Annotated in this window: 20 protein-coding genes and 1 pseudogene; 10 read left to right on the top strand and 11 right to left on the bottom strand. The window is 37.6% G+C overall.

Annotation, left to right across the window (positions count from 1 at the left end):
* Positions 1-187 precede the first annotated feature (187 nt).
* On the bottom strand, positions 188-568 hold the full coding sequence (locus QF117_RS11340; protein ID WP_282389020.1) for a four helix bundle protein: 381 nt from the start codon (positions 566-568) through the stop codon (positions 188-190).
* A gap of 37 nt (positions 569-605) precedes the next feature.
* Between QF117_RS11340 and QF117_RS11335 the strand changes: the two genes are divergently transcribed.
* The 3 genes from QF117_RS11335 (at position 606) to QF117_RS11325 (ending at position 3,152) form a co-directional block, all read left to right on the top strand.
* Positions 606-1,667: an RNA-directed DNA polymerase gene (locus tag QF117_RS11335; protein WP_282389019.1), complete on the top strand. Its 1,062-nt coding sequence runs from the start codon at positions 606-608 to the stop codon at positions 1,665-1,667.
* Between the two features lie 77 nt (positions 1,668-1,744).
* Positions 1,745-1,930 (top strand): DUF6444 domain-containing protein, encoded by a 186-nt coding sequence (locus QF117_RS11330; protein WP_282389018.1) that lies wholly within the window; start codon positions 1,745-1,747, stop codon positions 1,928-1,930.
* On the top strand, positions 1,854-3,152 hold the full coding sequence (locus QF117_RS11325) for an IS66 family transposase (RefSeq protein ID WP_348984838.1): 1,299 nt from the start codon (positions 1,854-1,856) through the stop codon (positions 3,150-3,152). Before QF117_RS11330 ends, QF117_RS11325 begins: the two co-directional genes overlap by 77 nt.
* Positions 3,153-3,232: 80 nt before the next feature.
* Here the strand turns inward: QF117_RS11325 and QF117_RS11320 are convergent, their stop codons facing one another.
* The 7 genes and pseudogenes from QF117_RS11320 to QF117_RS11290 form a co-directional block, all read right to left on the bottom strand.
* Positions 3,233-3,787, bottom strand: coding sequence for a DUF1566 domain-containing protein (locus QF117_RS11320; RefSeq protein WP_282389017.1), 555 nt, complete (start codon positions 3,785-3,787; stop codon positions 3,233-3,235).
* Between the two features lies 1 nt (position 3,788).
* Positions 3,789-4,463 (bottom strand): annotated as a pseudogene (locus QF117_RS11315) (IS5 family transposase); the annotation flags it as partial.
* A gap of 192 nt (positions 4,464-4,655) precedes the next feature.
* Positions 4,656-4,916, bottom strand: a complete 261-nt coding sequence (locus tag QF117_RS11310) for a DUF823 domain-containing adhesin (protein ID WP_282389016.1) — start codon at positions 4,914-4,916, stop codon at positions 4,656-4,658.
* A 196-nt stretch (positions 4,917-5,112) separates the two neighbouring features.
* Positions 5,113-5,670: a hypothetical protein gene (locus QF117_RS11305; protein ID WP_282389015.1), complete on the bottom strand. Its 558-nt coding sequence runs from the start codon at positions 5,668-5,670 to the stop codon at positions 5,113-5,115.
* Between the two features lie 81 nt (positions 5,671-5,751).
* Positions 5,752-9,123 carry an Ig-like domain-containing protein gene (locus tag QF117_RS11300; RefSeq protein ID WP_282389014.1) on the bottom strand — a complete coding sequence of 1,124 codons (3,372 nt, stop codon included), beginning with the start codon at positions 9,121-9,123 and terminating at the stop codon, positions 5,752-5,754.
* 427 nt (positions 9,124-9,550) lie between these two features.
* Entirely contained in the window at positions 9,551-12,304 is a 2,754-nt protein-coding gene (locus QF117_RS11295; protein ID WP_282389013.1) for an ImpA family metalloprotease, read from the bottom strand.
* Positions 12,305-13,038: 734 nt separating this feature from the next.
* Positions 13,039-14,388, bottom strand: a complete 1,350-nt coding sequence (locus QF117_RS11290) for a DUF1566 domain-containing protein (RefSeq protein WP_282389012.1) — start codon at positions 14,386-14,388, stop codon at positions 13,039-13,041.
* Positions 14,389-14,981: 593 nt separating this feature from the next.
* Here QF117_RS11290 and QF117_RS11285 point away from each other — a divergent pair.
* Positions 14,982-15,554 carry a porin family protein gene (locus tag QF117_RS11285; protein WP_282389011.1) on the top strand — a complete coding sequence of 191 codons (573 nt, stop codon included), beginning with the start codon at positions 14,982-14,984 and terminating at the stop codon, positions 15,552-15,554.
* Positions 15,555-16,017: 463 nt separating this feature from the next.
* Complete coding sequence (locus tag QF117_RS11280) at positions 16,018-16,632, top strand: heme-binding beta-barrel domain-containing protein (RefSeq protein WP_282389010.1); 615 nt, start codon at positions 16,018-16,020, stop codon at positions 16,630-16,632.
* 815 nt (positions 16,633-17,447) lie between these two features.
* Here the strand turns inward: QF117_RS11280 and QF117_RS11275 are convergent.
* Entirely contained in the window at positions 17,448-17,732 is a 285-nt protein-coding gene (locus tag QF117_RS11275; RefSeq protein WP_282389009.1) for a hypothetical protein, read from the bottom strand.
* 218 nt (positions 17,733-17,950) lie between these two features.
* Here QF117_RS11275 and QF117_RS11270 point away from each other — a divergent pair, with 218 nt between their 5' ends.
* From QF117_RS11270 to QF117_RS11255, 4 genes are all read left to right on the top strand, one after another.
* Positions 17,951-18,175, top strand: coding sequence for a hypothetical protein (locus QF117_RS11270; RefSeq protein WP_282389008.1), 225 nt, complete (start codon positions 17,951-17,953; stop codon positions 18,173-18,175).
* A 596-nt stretch (positions 18,176-18,771) separates the two neighbouring features.
* Positions 18,772-19,551, top strand: coding sequence for an EAL domain-containing protein (locus QF117_RS11265; protein ID WP_282389007.1), 780 nt, complete (start codon positions 18,772-18,774; stop codon positions 19,549-19,551).
* Between the two features lie 178 nt (positions 19,552-19,729).
* On the top strand, positions 19,730-20,095 hold the full coding sequence (locus QF117_RS11260; protein ID WP_282389006.1) for a hypothetical protein: 366 nt from the start codon (positions 19,730-19,732) through the stop codon (positions 20,093-20,095).
* 127 nt (positions 20,096-20,222) lie between these two features.
* On the top strand, positions 20,223-20,945 hold the full coding sequence (locus QF117_RS11255) for a response regulator transcription factor (RefSeq protein WP_282389005.1): 723 nt from the start codon (positions 20,223-20,225) through the stop codon (positions 20,943-20,945).
* A 429-nt stretch (positions 20,946-21,374) separates the two neighbouring features.
* Here QF117_RS11255 and QF117_RS11250 read toward each other — a convergent pair whose 3' ends face one another.
* On the bottom strand, positions 21,375-23,561 hold the full coding sequence (locus QF117_RS11250) for a response regulator (protein ID WP_282389004.1): 2,187 nt from the start codon (positions 23,559-23,561) through the stop codon (positions 21,375-21,377).
* 293 nt (positions 23,562-23,854) lie between these two features.
* The gene (locus QF117_RS11245; RefSeq protein ID WP_282389003.1) at positions 23,855-24,769 is read right to left on the bottom strand and encodes a TIM44-like domain-containing protein; all 915 of its coding nucleotides are present in this window, start codon (positions 24,767-24,769) and stop codon (positions 23,855-23,857) included.
* A 177-nt stretch (positions 24,770-24,946) separates the two neighbouring features.
* Here QF117_RS11245 and QF117_RS11240 point away from each other — a divergent pair, with 177 nt between their 5' ends.
* Positions 24,947-25,537 carry a TetR-like C-terminal domain-containing protein gene (locus tag QF117_RS11240; protein ID WP_282389002.1) on the top strand — a complete coding sequence of 197 codons (591 nt, stop codon included), beginning with the start codon at positions 24,947-24,949 and terminating at the stop codon, positions 25,535-25,537.
* Positions 25,538-25,545: the final 8 nt, after the last annotated feature.

Here is a 25,545-nt window from a genome sequence, read left to right as displayed (position 1 = left end):
CCTACAACCATCCTTGTAATGTTTATTATCCTTATTTAAAAATTTTTATTGTATCAAAACTGCATCATTAATTTTTAACTAACAACGATAAGATATATAAGTTTATTATTGGTATCGACCTACCTGAAAAGAGCGATAAATCGCCAGATTTAGACCTGTTGAGGGTGACAGCGAACTGTAGTATTTATTAATTTTTGACCGTATAATTCTTTTTATACCACCTAAACCAACCATGAAGTTGCATTTGAATCGTAGTTAGTTTCTCTTTAAGTTCGGAAGCCTTAGCATGGGAGATATATTTTAACTCCCAAGCAAGTATAAGATACGACTCGATAACTTGTAACGATGCCATCGCTTCCAAAAACATTGATTGGAGTGTCTCAGCCCCTTCGCGCATTAAATAATTGATTTTCGATATCATTTTCATACATAATGTGAGCTCGTCATATATTGCTTTTCCAGTCGTATAACGGAAACCTTTAGAGAAATTTTGATAACAATTAATATATACTTTATATAATTGCATTATATCATCAAATATTTTAATGTGTCTTGTTTGCTGTTTCATTATAATTAACCTTCATTTTAAATTATCGGTTTAACTTATGAAAAAACACCAAGTTAAAAAGTTAGAGCACGAACTTTTACACTGTGCATACCTTTGTAGTAGAAGCATACAAAAAGCTATCGCAAAACCTGATATCCTTTCAATCTGTCGTGATTTAAGTGAAAACATACTAACAGAAAAATATAAACCACAAAATTATACGCGCTTTGCTGTTAAGGACCCTAAATTACGCGAAATTTATGCACCTTCTTTTAGTGACAGAATAGTACATTTATGGCTAGCCAATCAGTTTAAACCCTTAATGAACCGTGTATTAATTGATGACACTTATGCAAGTCGTGAAAAAAAGGGGACATTAGCCGCTATTAATAAAGTTCAGAAAATCATGCGTCAACCCACTCATAAATTTTACTTACAGCTTGATATTCAAAGCTTTTTTAATCACATAGATAAAAATAGACTTAAAGCAAAATTATATGAGCTAATTGAGCGAAAAGCGGATTGGTCGCCCTTGAGGAAATACACCATTATTTACTTAGTCGATCGCATTATTAACCATGATACAGCAAGGGAGTCTTTTACTCTCAGCGGCCAGCGAACACTGCTAATTACCATTCCCAAGCATAAATTATTAACCTTTAGTCCTAATGGAATCGGTTTACCCATAGGCAGTGTCACAAGCCAAATGTTTGCCAACTTTTACCTTAATTCATTAGACCACTTCATAAAGCATGATTTAAAAGTTAAAGGTTATGTCAGGTATATGGATGACCCTATATTATTTTCTAATGAGCGCCCCACCTTAATCAATTGGAAAAATAAAATTGCTCACTTTCTTGATAGCAATTTAAAGTTAAGCCTCCACCCAACAAAGCAAGCACTTCAACCAGTTAGTCTCGGTGCTAACTATTTAGGTTATATTATTTATCCTCACTACAAGCACATTCGAAACAACACTTTAAAAAACCTAAAGAAAAGACTAGTCTTCTTTAATGCATTGCTCGAAGATAATCATATCAATGCCGAACACATACCCAGCAGAGGTTTCTGGCCAAGATTTATGGGGTCAAACCGTAACTGTTCACCCACGAGGTGTTGACACCAAAGTTCTGTGACCTAGTTAACTTGATCCCATATTCGACTTGAGTGATCTTTTTGTGATGGCAATCTGGAGGTATGAATAAGAAAACATTACCTCCACCGCCAGATTTCGATTCGCCTGAAGAGGCGAAAGATATCATCCACTTTTTGTGGAATAAGCTGGCAGAGCTTGAAGACCGGCTAAATCAAAATAGTCGAAACTCTTCTGTACTATCATCACAGCAGCCTTTGCACAACAAAGCCAAGAATACCTTCGCCTAATCGGAAGAAATCTGGAAAAAAGCAAGGAGCTCAACCCGGACATAAAGGCCATCGCCGACTACTTCATCCTGTAGAAGATAGTGCCTCGGTTGAGCAATACTTACCAAATAAAACATGCCACTGCGGTGGTTGCGTGATTCCAAATCGAAAACCTTATAAACGACACCAAATTTTTGATTTACCCGATATCTCATACACGCTTGTTGAACATCAAGTCTTCAAAGGCGAATGCTCATGGTGTGGTGATAAACACCAAGCTGAGCTTCCAGAGTATGTGCCTGACGTTCAGATGGGCCCAAATCTGCATAGCTTTATCGCAATCCAAGCAACGCAGCATCATCAAAGTATAGGTAAAATACAGTCTATGCTGAAAGATGTCTTTCAGCTGAACTTCTCTACTGGTGCGATATCAGCGGTACAGGGACGAGTGACTGAATATCTAGCTGATACTCATGTACAAATTCATGAAACCGTCAAAGCCTCTCAACTGATTATGGCTGATGAAACCTCACATCAACGTAATAATGATAAACGTTGGATGTGGGCTGCACTGAGTAATGACGTAGCCTTTTTCCAGATTAATAGCGGTAGAAATCAACATGCTGCCAAACGACTGCTCGGTGAGGCTGTCTCACACCTTTTAGTGACTGACCAATACTCAGCCTATAAATATATTGATGACTCCAAACGACAGTTATGCTGGGCACACATCTTGAGAAACGTTATAGCTATCGAGGAGAGTGTTTGCCCTGGAAATCAAAAAATAGGAGAAAAACTCGCATTAGTCGCTCATAGCGTATTCAGGGGCCACCATCGATATATTGAGAGCAAAATTAGCGAAAACCAATATTATCGTCGACTCCGGCGATTAAGACAGAGCTGGCTTCATTGGCTTAAACTAGGCAGTTATCAATGCTCTAAACGATATCGAGGTCGGTGCCGTAATCTCATCGCTGACGATGCTATGGTCTGGCGTTTTATGGATGACTCCAAATGTCCGTTAACAAATAACGCTGCCGAGCGAGTTCTCCGAAATTACATCTTGATGAGAAAGTGCTGTTATGTAACTCGTTCATATCGAGGAGACCTGTTCCGTGAGCGGATGTTCTCGCTTATCGAGACAGCTAAACTTCAACAGATCTCCGCGTATAAATGGCTGCGTGAAATCGTCGAACATCATATGCTCAAAGTGGATTATCAAACGCCCCCGTTTTTATCGTAAACCGTCGTCAATAGCTCGCGGGTGAATAGTTACGGCAGTTGTAATAAAGTGTATAAACGAAAAGAAGAAAATCTTCACATCTAAGTATCTGAACGAATGCATGTAACATACTGAGGATTGCGTTTGTTAGTTTCATACTTATTACCACTACTTAAAAACATATAATGATACATGCCACCTTGGCTTGGTGTACTCGACCAAAACCCACGATCTGTAGCCCAATTATATTTAAGGTACATACCCAACTCATTAGTAGAGCTAAATAATCTCTCCAATTCAATTAATTCTGGTAGCCGCCAATCCCCAAAATTCATATGATTGCTGCTTTCACAAAAGCTTTTGGCATTATCCCAGTTGAATTTACTTACTATCATATCTTTTGGCCCTCGAGAGCCGTCTTCTGTTTTTAACTCATCAGGTACAATTGCTAAAGATAATGCTTCTGACTCACTCAGAGGTCGATGGAATGTAAGCCCTTCAAAACTAACAGTATCGAATGTAACTCCACTATCTTGAATAAACGACTGGCAAGACGGTAAATAGGCTTGGTTGTCTGAAATAACCGCTGTAAACCCATCTGGCGCTATGGCGTAACTCTCATCATTATCTTGATAATGGTATGCACTTTCGGTCAAACCAAAATGAGGCCAGTGCCCCTTCTCTTGGGGGAATAAGCGCAACGGCTCGCTTAATCTTAATAGCAGCGTGACACGCTCTCGTGTCGTAAGCGCCATCACCAGACACCTCAAGGATACTTCGGCGTGTTTGTTTCAGTAAGTTCGGGAGGACCTCTCCATCTGTAACCGTCGATAAACTTAGCTCGGCTGCAATGATCTCGTGAGTGCTTGTATCGACTGCAATATGCAGCTTTCGCCAAACTCTCCGCTTGCCATCTGCCCCGTGTTTTTTGACTTTCCATTCACCTTCGCCATAAACCTTGAGGCCAGTGGCATCAATTGCCAGGTGTTGTATTGCTCCTCTGGTTTTGGTTTTAAATGAAACCTCAACTTCCTTAGCTCGGCGGCTTATACTGGTGTAATGTGGACAACTCAATGGAACATGGGCAAGTCTAAATACCGAGTCGATAAATCCTTGCAGCGCTCTCAGTGGCATAGAAAAAACTCGTTTTACCATGAGCGCTGTCGTGATAGCTAAGTCACTGAATCGACGTGGCCTCCCGCGCTTATTCTGTTTGCTTTGCGCCCACCCGCTTATCGCCTCTTCATCAATCCAAAAGGTCAGAGAGCCTCGATTAATGAGTGATTGGTTGTATTGCTTCCAGTTGGTTGTTTTGTAAAGAGGTTTAGGCATGAGGCTACGAGAGATAGTGGATGTAACTGATCAGATCGTAGGCTCTGGATTTAGTTCCATTGAATTACGCAACAAAGCCCTTACTAAGTCACGCACAACACATTCGTTTACGTAAAGCGTTATATCACCACCATTTTAATCATTTAAAGACTTATTTTATCCCTAAAAATAGCGATTATACTTCCATTAAACTTAAATCACCTTTTTGCGTATTAACACGTAAAGACCTAACTTAAATTCTATTGAGTGTAGGGGCTTTGCGTTCACCGCACGCACGCAGCCAACATAGTTGTGGTTGCTGTCGTTGTTGTTGTTCACATTGCCATTGTTGAGGTTGACGTTGTAGTGGTTGCTACTGGTGTTTGTTGTCGATGACCAGTAGTTGTTGTTCGTCGGCCAACCAAAAGCACATGTTTGCACACCTTCTTTTAACGGTTTACTGCCTCGCGACATTCACCCCTCTATAACACAATTAATGTGTGAGTTGTGCCGATAACGCGCTGGGCCTTTAACGAAAAGCCTTAGCCACTCGCTTTTTCAGCTTGGCAGATAACAGATACTGACTTATCCACACTAAGCGCAACATACACATTAAGCTGCTTTACCCTAAAGCCCCTACCTTAATAAAACTCTCTATTCATCTTGCTCTTTATTTTCCATTAGGCGTTAATTGAATAATAAGCCGTTTTAATTCTGCCAAAAGACTTATCATGTCATAAGGTGTTGCATGCCAGTAATCTATAAGAATTATTTTATTTACCAATTCTGATGTTATTTTTACGCTGATATCGTGATTGTTAATTTGGCTGCTTTGTTGGGCCGCTTGGTTAGCAGCGAAGGAGCAACCATTCTCAGTGACAAGTCGAGACTCTTCATGCGCCACGTTATTTACAAACCAACTTTGATAACCGCTCAACTCAAAAGCATGCTCAATATAGTAACACCCTTGGCCTTTATCAATTACTGCCTCCCCTAGCTTTTTCATCAAATGCGTTTGAGGAAAACCTCCTGATACTACATACTGGTTTTCAAGTACTTTTAAGGGCTTACTGCGAATGCATAATGCCTTTTGATTGCGCGCTACAAGTGCTTGATTGCATAAATAAAGCGACTGATTATAGAAACGAACAAATAGCCCCTCCTTAAAGCACACTATGTAACGACCGCCCTCTTTCTTTATCAGTGCTAACTTTTGCTCTATATTCATTAACTGTCACTTGAAAATAAAAACACCCGGCAGCAAGCTGCCGGGGATAAATGTTAAATGTTAAATGTTAAATGTTAAATGTTAATCCGCACGCACGCAGCTAACATAGTTGTTGCTCAAGTCGCCGTTCTTGAACGCATAGCCATTGGTGAGGCTGATGCTGTAGTGCCGGGTACCGGTGTAACTGGTGTCTAGCGTCGATGACCAGTAGGAGTAGTAAATCGGCCAACCAAAGGCAACGAACACACCCGCCTGAGTGCTAGCTTGAAGCTGAGTAAGCTCATCACGACTTGGCAAGCGCCAGTCTGAATAACCACCCATCTCTACATTTTCACAAAAATTATCAGCATTTGACCAGTTAAAAGCTGAAACCACCATCCCATCCGGGCCGGTACTTCCACCTACTGTGTGCCAACCATCTGGAGTGAAACCCTTGGCTACCGCTTCAGCTTTTGCTAAAGCGCGGTGAAATGTTAAATTACCTAATTTGACTGTATCTATCGCCGTCACCTCAAAGCTCACCGTGGACGCTTGCTCGCCATCTTTCGTCGCGGTAATCACCGTTGTGCCCACAGACACTGGCGTGACAAGACCTGAGTTCGATACCGTCGCTGTCGCTGGTACTGAAGACACCCAAGACACGCCCGTTAGCTCAGCCGTTGTGCCGTCCGTGTATTCACCCGTGGCTATCATCTGAACCGATTGATCCAGTGGCGTCGACGTTACTGATGGCTCTAATTGGATAGACACCAATTCAGCAGCCGTTACCTCAAAGCTCACCGTGGAGGCTTGCTCGCCATCTTTCGTTGCGGTAATCACCGTTGTGCCCACAGACACTGGCGTAACAAGACCAGAGTTCGATACCGTCGCTGTCGCTGGTGTTGATGACACCCAAGACACGCCCGTTAGCTCAGCCGTTGTACCGTCCGTGTATTCACCCGTAGCTATCATCTGAACCGATTGACCCAGTGGCGTCGACGTTGCTGATGGCTCTAATTGGATAGACACCAATTCAGCAGCCGTTACCTCAAAGCTCACCGTGGAGGCTTGCTCGCCACCTTTCGTCGCGGTAATCACCGTCGTGCCTAACGCTACTGGCGTAACAAGACCAGAGTTAGATACCGTCGCTGTCGCTGGTGTTGTTGATACCCAAGAAACACCTGTTAACTCAGCCGTTGTACCGTCCGTGTATTCACCCGTGGCTATCATCTGAACCGATTGACCTAATGGCGTCGACGTTACTGATGGCTCTAATTGGATAGACACCAATTCAGCAGCCGTCACCTCAAAGCTCACCGTGGACGCTTGCTCGCCATCTTTCGTCGCGGTAATCACCGTCCTGCCTAACGCTACTGGCGTAACAAGACCAGAGTTCGATACCGTCGCTGTCGCTGGTGTTGATGACACCCAAGAAACACCTGTTAACTCAGCCGTTGTACCGTCCGTGTATTCGCCCGTGGCTATCATCTGAACCGATTGACCCAGTGGCGTCGACGTTACTGATGGCTCTAATTGGATAGACACCAATTCAGCAGCCGTTACCTCAAAGCTCACCGTGGACGCTTGCTCGCCATCTTTCGTCGCGGTAATCACCGTCGTGCCTAATGCTACTGGCGTAACAAGACCAGAGTTCGATACCGTCGCTGTCGCTGGTGTTGATGACACCCAAGACACGCCCGTTAGCTCAGCCGTTGTACCATCCGTGTATTCACCCGTGGCTATCATCTGAACCGATTGACCCACTGGCGTCGACGTTACTGATGGCTCTAATTGGATAGACACCAATTCAGCAGCCGTTACCTCAAAGCTCACCGTGGACGCTTGCTCGCCATCTTTCATCGCGGTAATCACCGTCGTGCCTAACGCTACTGGCGTAACAAGACCAGAGTTAGATACCGTCGCTGTCGCTGGTGTTGTTGATACCCAAGACACGCCCGTTAGCTCAGCCGTTGTACCGTCCGTGTATTCGCCCGTGGCTATCATCTGAACCGATTGACCCAGTGGCGTCGACGTTACTGATGGCTCTAATTGGATAGACACCAATTCAGCAGCCGTCACCTCAAAGCTCACCGTGGACGCTTGCTCGCCATCTTTCGTCGCGGTAATCACCGTTGTGCCTAACGCTACTGGCGTAACAAGACCTGAGTTAGATACCGTCGCTGTCGCTGGTGTTGATGATACCCAAGACACGCCCGTTAGCTCAGCCGTTGTACCGTCCGTGTATTCACCCGTGGCTATCATCTGAACCGATTGACCCAGTGGCGTCGACGTTGCTGATGGCTCTAATTGGATAGACACCAATTCAGCAGCCGTTACCTCAAAGCTCACCGTGGACGCTTGCTCGCCATCTTTCGTCGCGGTAATCACCGTTGTGCCTAACGCTACTGGCGTAACAAGACCTGAGTTAGATACCGTCGCTGTCGCTGGTGTTGATGATACCCAAGACACGCCCGTTAGCTCAGCCGTTGTACCGTCCGTGTATTCACCCGTGGCTATCATCTGAACCGATTGACCCAGTGGCGTCGACGTTGCTGATGGCTCTAATTGGATAGACACCAATTCAGCAGCCGTTACCTCAAAGCTCACCGTGGACGCTTGCTCGCCATCTTTCGTCGCGGTAATCACCGTTGTGCCTAACGCTACTGGCGTAACAAGACCTGAGTTAGATACCGTCGCTGTCGCTGGTGTTGATGATACCCAAGACACGCCCGTTAGCTCAGCCGTTGTACCGTCCGTGTATTCACCCGTGGCTATCATCTGAACCGATTGACCCAGTGGCGTCGACGTTGCTGATGGCTCTAATTGGATAGACACCAACTCTGCGTCTGTGACAGTGATATCCACACTGGCTACTTTGTCTTCTTTTTCGACAGTTATCACCACAGACCCTGGCACTACAGGAGTGACTACCCCCTGAGCTGACACCTTAGCAATTAACTCATCAGACGATGACCAAACCCCACCCTGCAGCGGTCGACTAAATCCATCTCCAAAAAGACCATTCGCGATCAATTGAATATCTAAACCCACCGGTGTCTTTGGGGTTGAAATATCGATAACAATACTTTCTAAAACAGCAGGAACAATTTCAACATCAACTGCGTTGCTGCTAGCAAGATCATTAAAACTGGCTGAAATTGCAACACTTCCCTCAGCTAATGCCATCAGCACTGCACCATCCATGATTGCTCCATCTTCATCAGAGCTCAACCAAACCGCCAAATCACTCACATCCTCTGTCGAGCTATCTGAATATTCGGCCATTGCTATAAACTCTTGCTGATAGCCAACTGGCACGCCCAAAGCAATGTTTTCTTTTGAACTTACTACTAAATCTAATAAAATAGCATCCTGTTTTGCTCCTGTGTCGACATCTTCCCCAATGCTACTGCGGCAACCTGAAAGCACCACAACGGCACTCATCAGCACCAACCCTAAACTTCGTATTCTCATGTCAATTGACCTCTGCTTTTAAAACATCAAGTCATTATCCATTTTATCAATAATCATGTGTTTCAAGAGCGTATCATTAGTAATTTAATATTCAGACCCTTTTAGAATCTGTATTAATGGTGCATTGACCAAGTTCGAATGAGATAAACGACGTCTTTGTTGATTGATTCAATGATAATTACAACGTTTCTAACAGGTCTTGAGTCAATATTTTATGGGATTTTTTCATGGAGGGGAAAGCATTGATTGGGATCTTGTCTGAGTTTTTACAAGGTCGCAGAATACAATAGACAAATGGATACCATTAACTGACACTTAAGCAATTGTGCCTTCTAATTAATAAAAGGCACTATTTTATATTGGCATAATGAACTTAAACCGTTAACCAATAATAGTGCCTCAGATTTTTATCCTCTTCTCATTTGGGTTAAGGCTGTGGCTTTTCAAACCGTGCATTCGGTGTTAGATCAATGAAGTATTGATCTTTATTTGATGTAACATAATCAGTTGGAACACCTTCGTAATCGACAAAGTAGATACCCTTACCTAAGCTTTGCGTGTAACCTGCTGATAAAATTTGAGCTTTAGCTTCTTCAGATACTTGAATACCAAACCCTTCAAAAAATTGACTCATATCTTTACCTATTAGCATTGATGAACTAATAGCCATAAAGTCATTACCATTCATCGCTTTAAAATCATCAATCGTGTAATTAGTAAAACCGAGACGATCTTTATAGTTAGCCCAATCTGTTATATTTTTAGCTCTGTCTTCTGAAATTCTTTGTAAAAGATACATTTTTGTATAAAATTCTAAGTCTCCACTGGCAAAATTTAATTGATTATAGAAACCTAATCTTTCAAAGGCGTTGTCATAGACACCTGTCTTATTCCAAAGAGGATGGTCATTAACATTGAGAAGGCCTATACCGTTTTTCATCAATTCAAACGTCGATGCAAAGTTTGATCGAATATTATACGTACTTTCTCCATTTTCAATCGCTTTTAAGCGAGCAGATTCTACAGGAAAAATATTATTTGACACTTCGTTACTTCGACCACCGTAAATTTTTAGTTTATTCGTCTGTAGATTGTGTCCAATCTCATGAGAGTCGCCCCAATCTCCTGGTATATAAGCCGATGTTCTATCATAAGGATTACCTGAACATAAGCTTCCACATGTCGGACGGTCTACATATACGTGCTGTACATTATTCCTTTCGTGTAAGCGAAGATCAGTACATAGCTCATCTATACCAAAGTCGCTACAGAACTGCTTAATTGAATCTGAATGGTCTGGCAAAACGTTACTTAAATAACCTGCATACCCGAAGTTACCCAACGTATATTTAATAATATCATCCATGAACTTTTTGATGTCGCTATTATAGCTGTTAAGCGTATCGCGAAACTTAGAAGCAATCGAGTGAATTTGAACTTCTTTTGTGATAACCGTTATCCAATTGAATGGGGTATCACTCAGTGCATTTTCAAAAAGTTCAATATCAGTATCTGAAGCTCCTGAAATCGAAGGGTTTTTTAGTATATTCTGTATATTTAGGCTGATTACATTGCCTTCGTTATTATTTGGTACAGTAACAAAAAGCGTACCACCCACAGGAGAAGACATTGATATTTTCCCCCCTGCACTAAGACTTACAGGATGACTTCTATCATAAGCAGGCCTATTGTAAGCACGGCCACTTCCTGTTCCGAAAAGCTTGGTGGCCCCATCTCGTTGGTAATTGACATATATTTTGACATCATCAGGGTGACTGTCGGTACGACTTATAACTGTTTTCTGACCTGCTTTTACATAATACCCTGTAGCAGTGGTGTGAGCAGCACTCGTTAATTCATACTCAAAGTCCGTGTTAAAAGTAGACAACCTCTGTATTTCAACTTCTCTTGGTGAAAACTCACCAAGATTAACATTGAGTTTATTGTTTGGTCTAGCAAAATGAGAAGTGAGGTCCATAAAATAAGTTTTTAACCACTGATTATAATCAACCGCGTTTGCTGAACCGTAAATATCAGCATAAAATCGCCCCCCCTTATATTCAGCCGAATCTCTAAATATATCAGCAATGTACACCGGAATTTGCAAGTGTTTTAAATTTTCTTGCTCTAAGATGTTAATTCCTTGATTATCAAAATGCTTTATAGAATCACGAATCATTTTTAATGGCTCTTCAAATAACTCTGATAAATTCTTATTCGAATTTGGATCTACAATCTTATTAAAATAGACCTTATCACCAATAACTGTATTTTCTGGCATTGTACTAGAACTGATAATATATTTATCGTTAACGAGGTAATCGAGCATTGACGCGGTGTTTTTATACACTTCGGTTAGCCCTTCACACGGCTCTTTTCCTGTTACCAAAGGCTCTAATTCACCAGAGGAATATGAAACATCAAACATATTTGCAGTACTTCCGTCAACCCAGTTATGATGGTTATAGGCAATTATGATCGGTACACCTTTTGACATGACTTTATTCATTGTGTCAATAGTCGTTGATTTACCAATAAACAAATCAAAGTCAACATGTTCAACACCTTTTGCTTTTTCACTGCTGGAAACTAAAGTCACATTAGCAGCGACTGCATGACTGTTAAAGGAGGTGTCTTCCGACCAAACTACCAAGGATTCATTTTTGTAATCTTCAACTTCGAGCAAATCATTAAGAACATTCTCTTGTAACAGAATACTGTGGCTAATATCTGAACTATTATTTCCACTCCACAAATTAATACCAGAAACAAAATATTTTGAACGGTTATTATCCCCCTTGTAGGCATAGACATTGCCACTCTCGCCAATTAATGCAGGCACATGGTTTGAGATATTATTTGAACGAAGTTGACTAAACCAGTTCCGATTGCCAGAACCAATCTGTAGCCCATTGGGCAATAAAGACTCAGTATAAATTGCACAACCAGAAAATATAGTGTTTACAACATTGCCATATTCATACACTAACTCTTGCGCAGTGAAGTCAGGATAAGTTCTAACTAATTCAGTATCACACTGCTGCGTAATTTCATTCCAAATTGTACCTTTTTTACAAGATTTATCGACATCGAGGATTTTTGTTGCACTTGATTCATCCCTACAGCCTGATAAAGACAGAAAGAGTATTGATATTGTTGCTATAATACTAATTTTTTTCATCGGTTCATCCACTATGGTGTTTCTGTACATTTATTTAAACACCCTGCGTCAACTTAAGTGTTTCAGTTTTGCATCAGCATAATAGCATCTGAAAGTTACCCTGGTTATTGATACACAAACAACCAAAAGAAACACATGATAAGTCAAAGAATAACCTGATGAATTCAGGTCATTTAATAAAACATTTATTTTTGCTAGCTAAAATCCTTTCTAAACACACAATTATTTTTGATTAGCTTTAAACATCGTTTGGCTGCTAATGGTTTAAGCGTTTGTATTGCGTTAAATAGAATGAGGATTAATGATACAGGATGGATACACAATGATGATAAAAAAGTGTTTTAATTAACTTGAACACATTACTACTCTGTAGTTTCAGAGCGACTTCCCCAGTTGCTCTTTTTTTTTCTAAGTCAATCGAGATTTGAAAACTTGTAAGTATGAACTTCTAGTGTTTCATGGCGTAAATACGGCTTAATTTAAACCCAAGGATTTCCAGCGCCGTATTATACAATCACGCCAACCAAGTGTTCAGAAATATCTATCGTAGGAAAAATCTTAAGAACAACGCAGCATTTTTGATACCTTCTTAAAGCACACTATGTAACGACCGCCTTCTTTCTCTATCCGTGCTAACTTTTCAGTGCTAACTTTTGCTCTATATTCATTAACTGTCACTTGAAAATAAAAACACCCGGCAGCAAGCTGCCGGGATAAATGTTAAATGTTAAATGTTAATCCGCACGCACGCAGCTAACAGAGACGTGGTTGCTGTCGTCGTAGTTGCCCACATTGCCATTGAGGAGGCCGACGCGGTAGTGGTAGCTACTGGCGTCCGTAGTCGATGACCAGTAGCCGCTGGACTGCGGCCAACCAAAAGCACTGAACATACCCTTGTCATTCCCCGGCTGAGTGCTAGTGTAAAGCTGAGAAAGCTCATCACGACTTGGCAAGCGCCAATCTGAATAACCACCCATCTCTACATTTTCACAAAAATTATCAGCATTTGACCAGTTAAACCTTGAAACCACCATCCCTGACGGGCCATTAGTTCCAGTTTCTGTGTAAGTATCATCTGGAGTGAAACCCTTGGCTACCGCTTCAGCTTCTGTTAATGCGCGGTGAAATGTTAAATTACCTAATTTGACTGTATCCTCATATCGCTCAGTCTGACAAGAAGGCAGATAATCCCAAGAGACACTTTGGCCACTAATCGTACCTGAAGGAGCTATACGACCATGGCTGCCATCGCCCTCCTGGAAAAGGTAGGAGTATGCAGAAAAACCGACATGAGGCCAACCAAGTGAATCCAAGTCTTTTGCAACTATGCTCGTAATCGGCCCTCGCTCAACCCTCTTCCAATTGCTATAGCCTGCAAAGTTCTTAGCTGCTAAATCTTCACAATAGGCCGCAAACTGCCCCTCACCTTCCCCAGCATTGTGCATTGATGCAAATTTTACATTACTGTACCCACTGGCATCAGCTGATTTAGCTGCTTTATAGCTATTATTTGTGTTACTAAACTCCGAGCTTCGCAACTCATAACCCATCGCATCCATAAAAGCAATGCTAGGCGCCGAGGTGACAAGTATTCCGCTACCTTCTTCAACCGCAAGCTTTAAACATGTGCCATCTGCATCCCTTTCGCTATTATTAATAGCTGAATAAACAGTGCCACCTGAACTAGCACCACAAACGGCGGAGCTAGCGTTTAAGCCGACCTCTTCACTCACCACCCCTTCGTGGCTGACGACAAAAATAGAACTGCCTTTTGCGTTAACCACTTTTCCTTTAACTATTGATGCTTCATCACCGCTTAACAATTCCCACGAAACCAATTCTGTTATATCGTATTCAGAACCATCGTCATACTTACCCATAACTTGAAAGCTTTGGCCCAATTCTATGTGGTCTAAATAATTCAATTGGCTAGGTGAAACTTCCAAATCATAAAGAACCGCTGATTTTGGTGGTAAAATCTTATCACCAGAATCTGAACCACCAGAACCTGAACCACCAGAATCTGAACCACAACCCGACAACACCAATGCTGTTGTGACTGCAAGAATACTGAGCTTTTTCATTAAACATTACCTTTTTTGTTTGTGAGATTATATTATCAGCAACTCGAAGAGCTTTATTGTTTCGGAAGTGTTTCAGGCGTACTTTCCGTACTGTTTTGGTGGACTGAAGGATGGAAAAAGGAGGAGTCAACAGAGTATTGAAGGGCGGAATGTAAGACATTAGAGCGCCCAGTCACCTCGCATTGGTAATGTGCAATGCGCCATGCGTAATAATGCAAAAGCAAATAAAGCGCATAAATAAAGCGACTGATTATAGAAACGAACAAATAAGCCCTCCTTAAAACACACTATGTAACGACCGCCTTCTTTCTCTATCCGTGCTAACTTTTGCTCTATATTCATTAACTGTCGCTTGAAAATAAAAACACCCGGCAGCAAGCTGCCGGGATAAATGTTAAATAATCGTCACAAAATCATTACACAAGCGTGTTTATTAATCTTTTGTCAATCGTCAGAATTGGGCATCTGCCAAATTTTTTTAACTTAGCATCAAAATGATACAAAAATGAAAAGCAACGCTAAAAAAAACATGCTTAACTAATAATAATAGTTTTTAGTGCTCATTATTCTATGAAAATCTAGGAAAGTTTCACATGCAATATAAAGCTTTTATCTATGCATTTTTTTTATTAAGTTTTTCAGCCTATTCATTTGCAAGTCATCAATATTTTGTCGGTGCCGGAGTTGGATATCATGATGTTTCGTTTCAGAGCATAAATCTTTATGATAGTGCCAATGGCTCCGCGCTTCATATTCGGGCTGGTCTAGATATTAACGAGAATCATCGTACAAATTTAACTGGCAATGTCACTAAAAAAGAACTTAATAATTCCTCTCATAGCACTACATCGAACATTAAGTTAAACCAAATTGAATGGCTTGCTTCTTATGATTATCTATTTCCAATTAATCAAACGTTTTCTCTTTTTGGTGGCGTTAGTATTGGTTTTATAAATAATGAATTTAATCACCACTTTGATAGTTACGAAGAATATGATTTTGCATTTGGTGGTCAGTTTGGATCTCAGTACAAAATAAATCAAATTTGGTCTATCGATGGCACGTATCGTTACATGGGAAAATCTTATGATTATTCTTACCTCGGGGTCTCTGAAAAAATCAACAATCATAGTGAACTTGCTGTTTCTTTAGATTTTCGATTCTAATTTGGTGATATTTCTTTTTCGTTGTTTGTTTAATGGTATCAGCGAATTTCGTAAAATTAATCATCAACTTAGTAAGCAAAAAATCCAATTGCTATTATTAATTTAATTTTTATAGATTATAAAAAATTACAAGGTATTAGTTATGCTGCCTTTTTGTTGGTCATGCGGTTATCCTTTAGAATTCGATGTCACAAGGTGTTCACAGTGTAATAGCAATGACCCTTATGGAAAGAAATTTCAAAAACACATCAAAAAACAGAAAATTTTCTCTGTAATTAGTTATCTTATTCTAATGTTTTTATTTTGGTATTTTTTTAGATTATAAAAACTGTACTTACAAGTTCAGAGTTATCTTAGTATTGCTGCTGATTTTTATCGCTTTGTTGAATTTTACATCATCTATACCAACAATGTTTATAAGTTTATGAACGTCTCATAAAAAACACTATAACAAGGACCTACTATGAATAAAATATTAATATGTTGCGCTTGTGTTGCTTTATCAAGTTCTGCCTTTGCCTCTAATACAATGGTTGAAGGTTTAGAACTTGGGCCGCTTGCTCAGCTAATCGGTGAATGGAAATCTAAGCATGGTGTAGATATATCCCCGGCACAAAAAGGTTCGCCACAAGGCAAAGGTACTGCTGCAGTTACACCTTTCTATGAGGTTATGACATTTGAAGTTGCCGCTGATGCAAAAAATGCAAGCGATCAATACTTAACTTCCATTTATTATAAGCAGGAAGTATTTCGGGTTGAGAATGATACTAAGTTTCACGATCAACGTGGTTATTTAATATATGATGCTCAAAAAAATAAAGTTTACAATTCTTTTTGTGTGCCTAGAGCTGCATGTGTAACCGCTGAAGGCGATGCTGGTAACACTATTACTTTCCGTTCTTCTAAACGTGGAATTTCAGAATCAAACTACCTGAGTGATAATGCAACAACCACTGATTTCATTATGAATATGGCAATAGAAGGTGATAAATTAACATATTCTCAAACAAGTTCATTAAATATCTATGGCAAACCCTTTGCACATACTGATTCAAGTACTCTTTTTAAAGTTAATTAATTCTTTGCGTTTAAGTTAACATGATAACAAACCACCAATTCCTGGTGGTTTATTACGTTTAAATAAACATTTATTTTTGACTGATGGCTATTTTTAAATTAGGACAGGGACTTTACTAAAACATTTATGATACAATAATGTGGAAAGTTAATGATATAATTAACCCTATCAATTAGACATTGGGAATGTATATTTTCTTTGAACAATATCTATATAATACAACATAGGTTTAATATATTATGAATGTTATAATTTTAAGTGAATATGATTTAATAAAAACTACATGTAAGCAGGCATTTCGGAAGATCAGCTTTATTGAAAACATTTTAACTATGAACCCGATGGGGATAAGAGCCTTACTGAATGAGAAGACCTATAGCACCTTGAAAATATCTGCTCCAGATATAATTTTTATTGACATTGATACAAGAAGGTTTCAATTTGATTATTTTGATTTAGTGTCCGAGATAACTAGTTGCAACTCACCTATTGGCAAAAAAGAACCTATTATTGCTATTTTATCTACTAAACAACAATTCGAGATATTTCTGAATACCAATTTCAATAATGAATTTGATTCTTTTAAAAGTTCCTTAGAGTTCATTCACAAGCCATATACCATTCAAGATATGAATAATTTCATAAAGAATATAGTATCATTAAATAAACCAAATGTTGCTTAAAATCATTTGTATTACTAACTTAATCTCATATTGATTACTTCCTCAACGTCTGAACAATATTTATCTGCATTACTATAAATAATATATTTAATGTATACAGCGTCCTTTTACTAGCGTTATTAATTGATATTTTTAAACTAACCACAGTTTGATTACCTCTCTGCAATTTTCAATCACAGCATCTTGGTGTAAAGTTATAAAATCAGAGTGGCCTTTTACTGCAAAATACAACCTTAATATACTTCTTTCTAATTTTTTTTCATTGTCATTTTTATTTGGTTCCATGGTTAATAAAATTAATTTTGATATGATTGACACCTGAATAATATTGGGTTCTTTTTGCGATGTTTTTTCGATAAGTAATGATGTGTGACTTATAAGGTCTCTAACCTTTAGTTGCTTTTGATCGATTCGCATTTTATACACTGCTTTTATTCAACTATTGATAGTCTTTGATTTTTAAAGACTATGATTTTCATAAAAACATAATATATAAATATGCTTTTAAGTATTAGTTCATGGCTATTCTTTGATCTACCACCCAATTTTTAACCAACCCTCAAGATGAAACCATTTTGAAACAGACAAATAATCGCACATATGTATGATTAGTGAAAAGAACGGAGTTTGTTATTATGAATAAAGAATTATTATTAAAACAAATATATAGTCAGCTCAATAATCTTGACGTGCAAACTTTAGTCTCTTTAGATACTGCTATTTCTGAAATGGGTTTTTCAAACATAATAAATCAATTAAAGCATAGCCATGTGATTGAACAGACTAATATGGAGCACAGTATCTTATCTAATGATGAGTTAACTTATTTATCTAAATTATTTGATGATTGTTGCACTTAAACACTTTATGTTTAATTGTTTTTTATTTGTTAATTAGTCATTAGTTTTCTCTTTATTCTTAAGCTTTGTTACAAAAAAGTAAATTTGAAACACTTCAATTATGCTTTATTTAATCGTTGTACATCCTCTGCCTAGATACCAAAATATCGCTAAAACAATGTCCGGGTCACTAGAGTCGTTAATTTAGAGACTTTTCCACTTTTACATGCTGATGGTAAAACGCGCTTTCTCTATGCCATTGATGCATAGCTTCCTAACAGAGTATTGAATGCAGCTAATGTATTTTTTTTACATTATTGCTGTACAAGCATTACCCTAGAAAATTGACAATACGACCAAAATACCGACACAGTCTTGATTGAAACGACGCTTGCCTTAAATCTTATTATCGGATGTAAGTTCATCAAACATCCTGCGTAGTGAAATTGTGTTCGTTTGTTAGCTTCCCATTTTTACGTCAATTTACATATCTCTTAAATATTCTATGATATCACTCAATCTTATAATACAAACCATATGAGACATTTTCGATACACTAACGCAGTAAGTTAAATGCATAATAGTTAACATAAAATATTGACTTTAAGATAAACTCTATGAATAGCAACTGGTTATGTAATGTATTGTTAGCCAAAGGTTCAGAAGACTTATTTGTTCAGCCTTATGTTCAACCTCAAGTCTCATTTGGAAGTAGAAAAATAACAGGTGTTGAAGTTTTAGGCAGAATAATGAACCGGATAACTGGTAACTGTATAAGTCCCTGCGATTTCATGCCCTTGATGAGGAAGTATGATTTAGGTTATATGTTTACCTTACAGTTAATAGAAAAAACGATTAGTGACTTTGCTTTATGCAATATGTATGACATACCAATATCTATTAATATTGATAACTGCTTGATTGAAAACACCAGGTTCATTGAACATCTAATTCAATTACTTACTAGTCAAAATGTATTTTCAATGAACCTAATAACTGTTGAAATTACAGAGCATGAATACTGTCGAAGCCCAAGCAAAGCGTCAGCAATTAAATTAATTAAGCATCACGGTATGAAAGTATCTTTAGATGATTTTGGAACTGGTTATTCTACCTTTGAAGAGTTGTTGAGCTTTGGTTATGACGAAGTAAAAATTGACCGCGAAATTATCACCAACTTTAACAGAAAGCCCATGTTTAAAAAGCTCTTAGAACAATTAGACTGTATAACAAAAAACACTAATATAAAGGTTGTTGCAGAAGGAATAGAAAATGAACAACTAATAAGCAGCATAAAATCCTTTAATGTTGATATGCTGCAGGGTTTTTATTTCCATAAGCCGATGCCAATAAAGTCTTTTTCTAACGTTTATTTAGATCAAATGTATAGCTCTTAAAAAGTGACACTTAGTTTCTTTTTATTGAGTTTTTAGCTTTGTTTGTTCTAATATTATCCTATTAGCTAATAGGTAGGGCAATTAGAATAGTAAGATGATTTTTTCTAAAAACAATGTGTCAGTATTTTAAGCTTCCGATACAATCGTAGAAATACAAATAACAATAAGGAATAGTAAAATGTTTAATTTTCAAGAGTTTACAAGCAACATCTGTGCAGACGACAAAGAATCTGCAATTGAGTTCATTCAAGATTTTTCAAATCAATTTACTCGCATTTGTGTTTATGTGGAAAGTATTCTTAAGAGTACCAAACATGACAAAAACCTCATTGCCGCTGAGGAGCTACATAAAATTGTTGGTGCTAGTGGCTTAATGGGGTTTATTGAATTAGCCCATAGTTTAAGAGCATTCGAAGACGAGCTTAAGAGAGTTAAGTATGTTGAAAGTGATTTTTGTCACCGGCTCAATGAATTAAGAGAATCATATCAGTCTGCTGCTAGTCAATTTTCAAAAACGGACAGTTTGCCAATGCATCAACATTGATACAACATTGATACAACATTGATACACAGGTTCGCATAAACTCGACTATATTTAATAGTGTATAAACTCGTTTGCTATTTGAAAATAGTAATTTTAGCATAACTTAAATTGATTAGAGTGCGTTATAATGGTAAAAGTTCCGGAAATATTATTAATAGAGGATGACTTATTCACATCAAGGCTGTTAAAGAAGTATTTTGAAAATAGAGGGATAGTGACCCATCAGGCGTTTGATATTGGTGCTGGTTACAATAAAGCTTTAGAGCATAACATAGCCACAATCGTTCTTGACTTATCGTTACCTTCTGGATTGAGTGTTGATGCTATAACTGATTTGAAAAACATAGCAAGTTGTCCGATTATCATCTATACATCAAACAAACAGATTGAAATGGAGCTTAAAACCCTTAATTTAGGTGTCGATGATTTCTTAATGAAAGAAAGAGGTATAGAGGTTCTCTACAACAGGGTAAAACGCCTTTTAATCAAACATTCAATGCCTGACGTCCCAGTTGATTTATTAGATAATTTTCGTCGCGAAGGGATTGTCTCAGTAGGTAAGTTTGATATTAATATAAATTCTCAATGTATCATATACAACAATGACATGAAAATCGACCTAACAAAAAAAGAAGCACATTTATTATTTTATTTAGCCAAAAACAAAAATGTGCTTGTTGGTCGTGATCAACTTTCTTTCATCATCAAGGGATATGCACATGATGGATGGTCAAGAAGCATTGATCTAATCATTTGTCGGCTTAGAAATAAGATAGAAAATCAGAAAATTAACGATTCCATTAATATTAAAACAGTTCGAGGAAAAGGTTACTTATTATCTGAAAATTAATATACATCCGAGGCGATATATGAATAAAAAGCTGATTCTATTATTTATTTGAGTATTTCATTTTGGAATATAAATGAAAACATAAATTGTAGCCTGTAAAACCTGTACTTTATTATGTGCATTATAAGATAGAAATCTTGATATACTTAACGTGATGTGAATGTAATTTTCGCAATGTTAGAATTTCAGTTCGCTAAAATAAACCAGCATTAATAATATGCAACATATAATAAGGTTATATTTTTCATTTCAACATTTAACCTTTATACCTTTTTAAACCTATATAAAGACAGCGCTATTTTTTATAATTTTTCCTCTCGGTTATTCTCAGGCTAGATTAGTCTAATGTGATAAATTGCAATTAAATGTATTATAATAATGTGTATATTTTATCAAATTAAGATTCAATTGTGTATAAAGGACCATAACTTATGAACAGAGCTCAATTATTAGTTTTTTTAATTCTATTATATCGAATGGTTTTTGAATAAAAGCATTCATTCCGGCGCTAAAGCAGGCCTTTTGTGACTCTATTTCTACATTAGCTGAAAGACCAATTATTGGTATATGACTTAATTTGACCTGACGAATGTATTTAGTTGCTTCTAGACCATCCATGATAGGCATTTGAATATCCATTAATATTAAATCGTAATAGCCTAGATTTTCGGACAGGAGCTCTATAAGCTCCTGACCGTTATGTACGAAATCAAAATTCAATTCATGTTGTTGTGCGACTTTTTTCATTATATTAATATTTAACTTATAATCTTCCGCTACTACTATCTTGATATTGCTTATGTTTTTACCTCTAACTGTAGTATCAATAACTTTATCATTTAAGCACCTGTTATTTTCATAAAACTCACATACTGAAAAAATATCCAACACTTTAAAGTTACTTTCATTTAGGTTGTTTTTTAAAACAATCTTATTTGAGTCCAAGTTTAAAACGGATAATTGCTTAATCAAAAAAGAATATGTTCGGAAGTCATATGCACCCTTAGAAAAATCGATGCTATTTAGTACAGAAGATGAATTTGGATGACTATTTTTTGAATGATTAGGTATTTTAATAACGAAACATGTTCCAACTCGTTCCTTAGACCAAACTTTAATCTTACCATCCATCATTATTACTAAACTTTTTGAAATGGACAAACCTAACCCGGTTGTCGAAAAAGATGATTTTTCATCTAATTGCTTATATGACAAAAAAAGCAAATTTATTTTTTCTTTACTTATACCAATCCCTGCATCAACTATTTTAAATTCGATCATTGATTCGGTTTCATTATATGAAATCTTTATTCTAACCACTTTGCTATTCGCATGTATTATAGCATTATTCACAATATTAATAACTATTTGACTGATTTTTTGTTTATCAATCTTAATTTTTAAGGGAATTTCGTTTGATAACATTATCTCAATATGAATTTTATTATTTTTGGCTAAAGGCTGTATAATACTTTTTATACTAGATACAAGGTCTTTTAAATCAGTTTCATTTAAATTTAAATTTATTTCATTTGCTTCAAGTTTACCTATGTAAAGTATTTCATTAACTATATTTATTAAAATATCTGATGATAACATTATATTAGAAAAGACTTCTTTATCTTTAAATTCTGATTGCTCAAATAACTGTAAACCAACAATAATAGAATTTAGAGGGGTTCGTATTTCATGACTCATCTGGGATAAGAAAGTACTTTTCTTTATATAATTTCTCTCAGCTAATACTTTGAGACTTTCCACCTCTAAAATATATAATTCCTGCCTTTTTAGTTGATTGCCATTTTTTATATTTAAACTATCAATTTTTTTGAATAAAATTTCACAGTCTTTACTTCTAGTTCTTATGTTTGACAATCTTCTATCTTTGTTTAACTCTCCATTCTCAATGTATGAAGACGCTCTAAATATAGGCTGTATAAAGTGCTTTTTAATGACAGTTACAAAAAATAAAACACTACTTGCCATGAGCAAGATCATTAATATTATAATAGTCGTAACTATGTGAAATCGACTTTGTAATCGATCTGTTTCCATTACGTACCAAGAATTTAATTTATTTAAGAACTCAATACTATCTAATAATATCACATATTGATTGGTTGTGAATTGGTTGTCAAACATAAAAATAATTATTTCTCGAATACTATGATTGTCATTTTTTAATTTTGCAGAATGATATTCTTTTGCTACACTAATCAAAATCTCGTTCTGCTTTGAGTTTAAACTAAAAATATGATTTAGAAGGTTTGAAAGATTATTTTTTGTTACCTCATCCATTTCATCGTATGGATCTGAATTGGAAATTATTTTATCTAATGCATATTTATTCTGTTGGTTTTCTAAAATAATTATTTCTTTTAAATTTGCAATATATTCTTCTTTTGAGTAATTCAACGGTTGATTGATTAGTTTCTTTTTGTTTTTAAAGCTATAAATAAAAGAAGTAATAGTCGCTCTCGCTTGTTCATGTTCATCAATAAGGCTTTGAATTTTTTTATCTATAGAAATGTAGTGCATAGTGGCCAATAATAAACATAAAAACTGAAAAATAACGAAAAGAATAACGAAATTTAAATTGTTTTTTTTCAAAATCATAAAGCTACCTTTGAGTAAATATTCTACTAAACGATTACAATCCATAAATAGAATTATAATTTTAGCATAGATTTATGGATATGTTACGTATTGATAAAAACTTTGATGATACTGACTTATAAGCTATGTTGAGATAGGTTTTTGTATTTAAATTCAGCCACTGTTGATTCCTTCTTATTGTGTGCTTTCTGATTATGATCTTTTGGATTAGAAACTCAAATAAAAAAGCGCTCAGACTTGAGATCTGAGCGCTTTGAAATGACTAAATTGAGTAACCACCTTTAAGGTGAGTGTTAACCTTGAATACCAACGATTAACCAAGGCGCATTAGGTTGCGTCAAATCACGCTCTAAATGCCAAATATCTTCGATGTCTTCTTCAACGCCTTCTACTGTGTCACGGTATCGGCCGCTAAACTGCAGGCTCAACTGTGCTTTTGTTGCGTCACAGTCGGCGCGAACGATTTCAGCATCAACGTACATAACATCGGTATGTTGATCACCTTCCGCTTTAGCACGCTCTGCTTTGAGATCTTCAAACAAACTCGGAGATACATATTCTTCAATGGTGTCGAGTTGGTTGTGGTTCCAAGCGCCTTGCAAAATACGGTAGTGTTCACGAGAACCGTTGACAAACCCCGCTTGGTCAAAAGACGGTGGAAAGTTAAATGGAACATCATTTTGCGCGCCAAAACCAAAGCCACCTGTTGAGCTATTCGTTGCAGCATTCGTTGCGGTATGCGATGCCGCCGTGTTTGGCTGTTGTTCAAAATTATGAACATTTGGCTGTTCAAACTTTTGGCCTGCTCCACCGTACGCCGGCTGTTGACGAGCCTGATTCATACTGCCTTGTTTGGCTCCGAGCATGCCGCGCAGAAAACGAAAAGCGAGAAATGCGATAAGCCCCATAATGAGGATGTCCATGAACTGGATACCTTCAAAAGCACCACCAAAGAATGCCGCAAGTAGGCCACCCGCTAAAAGCCCCCCCATTAGACCGCCCATCAAACCACTTTTACGACTGGTTTTTTGAGCTGCGCCCTGATCTCGGCTGACGTTACTGGTATTCGTTGTCTGCTGTTTTGGAGCTGGTGCGGTTTTAAAACTCTTTCCGAAAGATTTACCACCACCAAATCTTTTCGCCTCTGCAAGCGGAGCTACAGCAACTGACACCATGATGAGTGCTATCAGTGAAAAAATCTTTTTCATGCTTTTCCTTAATGTAATAATTATAGAAGCACGTTAATCATAACCATTTAGTGAATCTATTAAAACAATCAACTCAATTTGTATGTATCAGAATATTGCAAAAACACACAGACTTAGTTGACGCTGTCCTATTGCTTCCCTAAAATATTGAACGTTGTTCATAATTGTAAATGTATCATGGCCCGTAGAAACGATCATACCCGCGAAGAGCTTATCACCCTGACTCTTGAAACTGTTAAAGACTTTTTAGCAGACAAGCCCCACCACGATCTCAGCTTACGTAAGATAGCGAATTTGATTGGCTATGTTCCTAGTACATTGGTTAATGTCTTTGGTAATTATAATTTACTACTGCTTCATGTCGTGGCACAAACTTTAGACGAATTAAGCTCTGAAGCACGAACAGTGGTAGAAAAAAGCCGCGATCCACGAACTGCTCTTTATGAATTGGCTTATTGTTATCATGATTTTGCCCAACAGAATCCCTATCGCTGGCAACTCATTTTTGCTCATAACATGAATGGCGAAACATTACCTCAATGGCAATCGGAACGTATCGATAATATGACAGGCATGCTTGAAAGCTTACTGGGTATTGTGGCCCCTCAAAGAACTGAGAGCGAGATCCTGCAGGCGAGCCGAGTATTGTGGTCTGGGGTACATGGTATTACACTTTTAAGTGTGGATGATAAGTTCTTTGCTTCTGCTCCTATAGACGGCAAAGAACTGATCGAAAATTTACTGTCTAACTACCTATCGAATTGGTAACAATAAGG

The sequence above is a fragment of the Vibrio sp. YMD68 genome (assembly GCF_029958905.1).
In the GTDB taxonomy this organism is placed as follows: Bacteria; Pseudomonadota; Gammaproteobacteria; order Enterobacterales; family Vibrionaceae; genus Vibrio.
This window is presented reverse-complemented; position numbering and strand designations above follow the sequence as displayed.

What these genes read in the sequence shown, in the direction of transcription:
- QF117_RS11340 (WP_282389020.1), bottom strand. Translation starts at nt 568, where the DNA reads ATGAAACAGCAAACAAGACACATTAAAATATTTGATGATATAATGCAA.
- QF117_RS11335 (WP_282389019.1), top strand. Translation starts at nt 606, where the DNA reads ATGAAAAAACACCAAGTTAAAAAGTTAGAGCACGAACTTTTACACTGT.
- QF117_RS11330 (WP_282389018.1), top strand. Translation starts at nt 1,745, where the DNA reads ATGAATAAGAAAACATTACCTCCACCGCCAGATTTCGATTCGCCTGAA.
- QF117_RS11310 (WP_282389016.1), bottom strand. Translation starts at nt 4,916, where the DNA reads ATGTCGCGAGGCAGTAAACCGTTAAAAGAAGGTGTGCAAACATGTGCT.
- QF117_RS11305 (WP_282389015.1), bottom strand. Translation starts at nt 5,670, where the DNA reads ATGAATATAGAGCAAAAGTTAGCACTGATAAAGAAAGAGGGCGGTCGT.
- QF117_RS11300 (WP_282389014.1), bottom strand. Translation starts at nt 9,123, where the DNA reads ATGAGAATACGAAGTTTAGGGTTGGTGCTGATGAGTGCCGTTGTGGTG.
- QF117_RS11295 (WP_282389013.1), bottom strand. Translation starts at nt 12,304, where the DNA reads ATGAAAAAAATTAGTATTATAGCAACAATATCAATACTCTTTCTGTCT.
- QF117_RS11290 (WP_282389012.1), bottom strand. Translation starts at nt 14,388, where the DNA reads ATGAAAAAGCTCAGTATTCTTGCAGTCACAACAGCATTGGTGTTGTCG.
- QF117_RS11285 (WP_282389011.1), top strand. Translation starts at nt 14,982, where the DNA reads ATGCAATATAAAGCTTTTATCTATGCATTTTTTTTATTAAGTTTTTCA.
- QF117_RS11280 (WP_282389010.1), top strand. Translation starts at nt 16,018, where the DNA reads ATGAATAAAATATTAATATGTTGCGCTTGTGTTGCTTTATCAAGTTCT.
- QF117_RS11275 (WP_282389009.1), bottom strand. Translation starts at nt 17,732, where the DNA reads ATGCGAATCGATCAAAAGCAACTAAAGGTTAGAGACCTTATAAGTCAC.
- QF117_RS11270 (WP_282389008.1), top strand. Translation starts at nt 17,951, where the DNA reads ATGAATAAAGAATTATTATTAAAACAAATATATAGTCAGCTCAATAAT.
- QF117_RS11265 (WP_282389007.1), top strand. Translation starts at nt 18,772, where the DNA reads ATGAATAGCAACTGGTTATGTAATGTATTGTTAGCCAAAGGTTCAGAA.
- QF117_RS11260 (WP_282389006.1), top strand. Translation starts at nt 19,730, where the DNA reads ATGTTTAATTTTCAAGAGTTTACAAGCAACATCTGTGCAGACGACAAA.
- QF117_RS11255 (WP_282389005.1), top strand. Translation starts at nt 20,223, where the DNA reads ATGGTAAAAGTTCCGGAAATATTATTAATAGAGGATGACTTATTCACA.
- QF117_RS11250 (WP_282389004.1), bottom strand. Translation starts at nt 23,561, where the DNA reads ATGATTTTGAAAAAAAACAATTTAAATTTCGTTATTCTTTTCGTTATT.
- QF117_RS11245 (WP_282389003.1), bottom strand. Translation starts at nt 24,769, where the DNA reads ATGAAAAAGATTTTTTCACTGATAGCACTCATCATGGTGTCAGTTGCT.
- QF117_RS11240 (WP_282389002.1), top strand. Translation starts at nt 24,947, where the DNA reads ATGGCCCGTAGAAACGATCATACCCGCGAAGAGCTTATCACCCTGACT.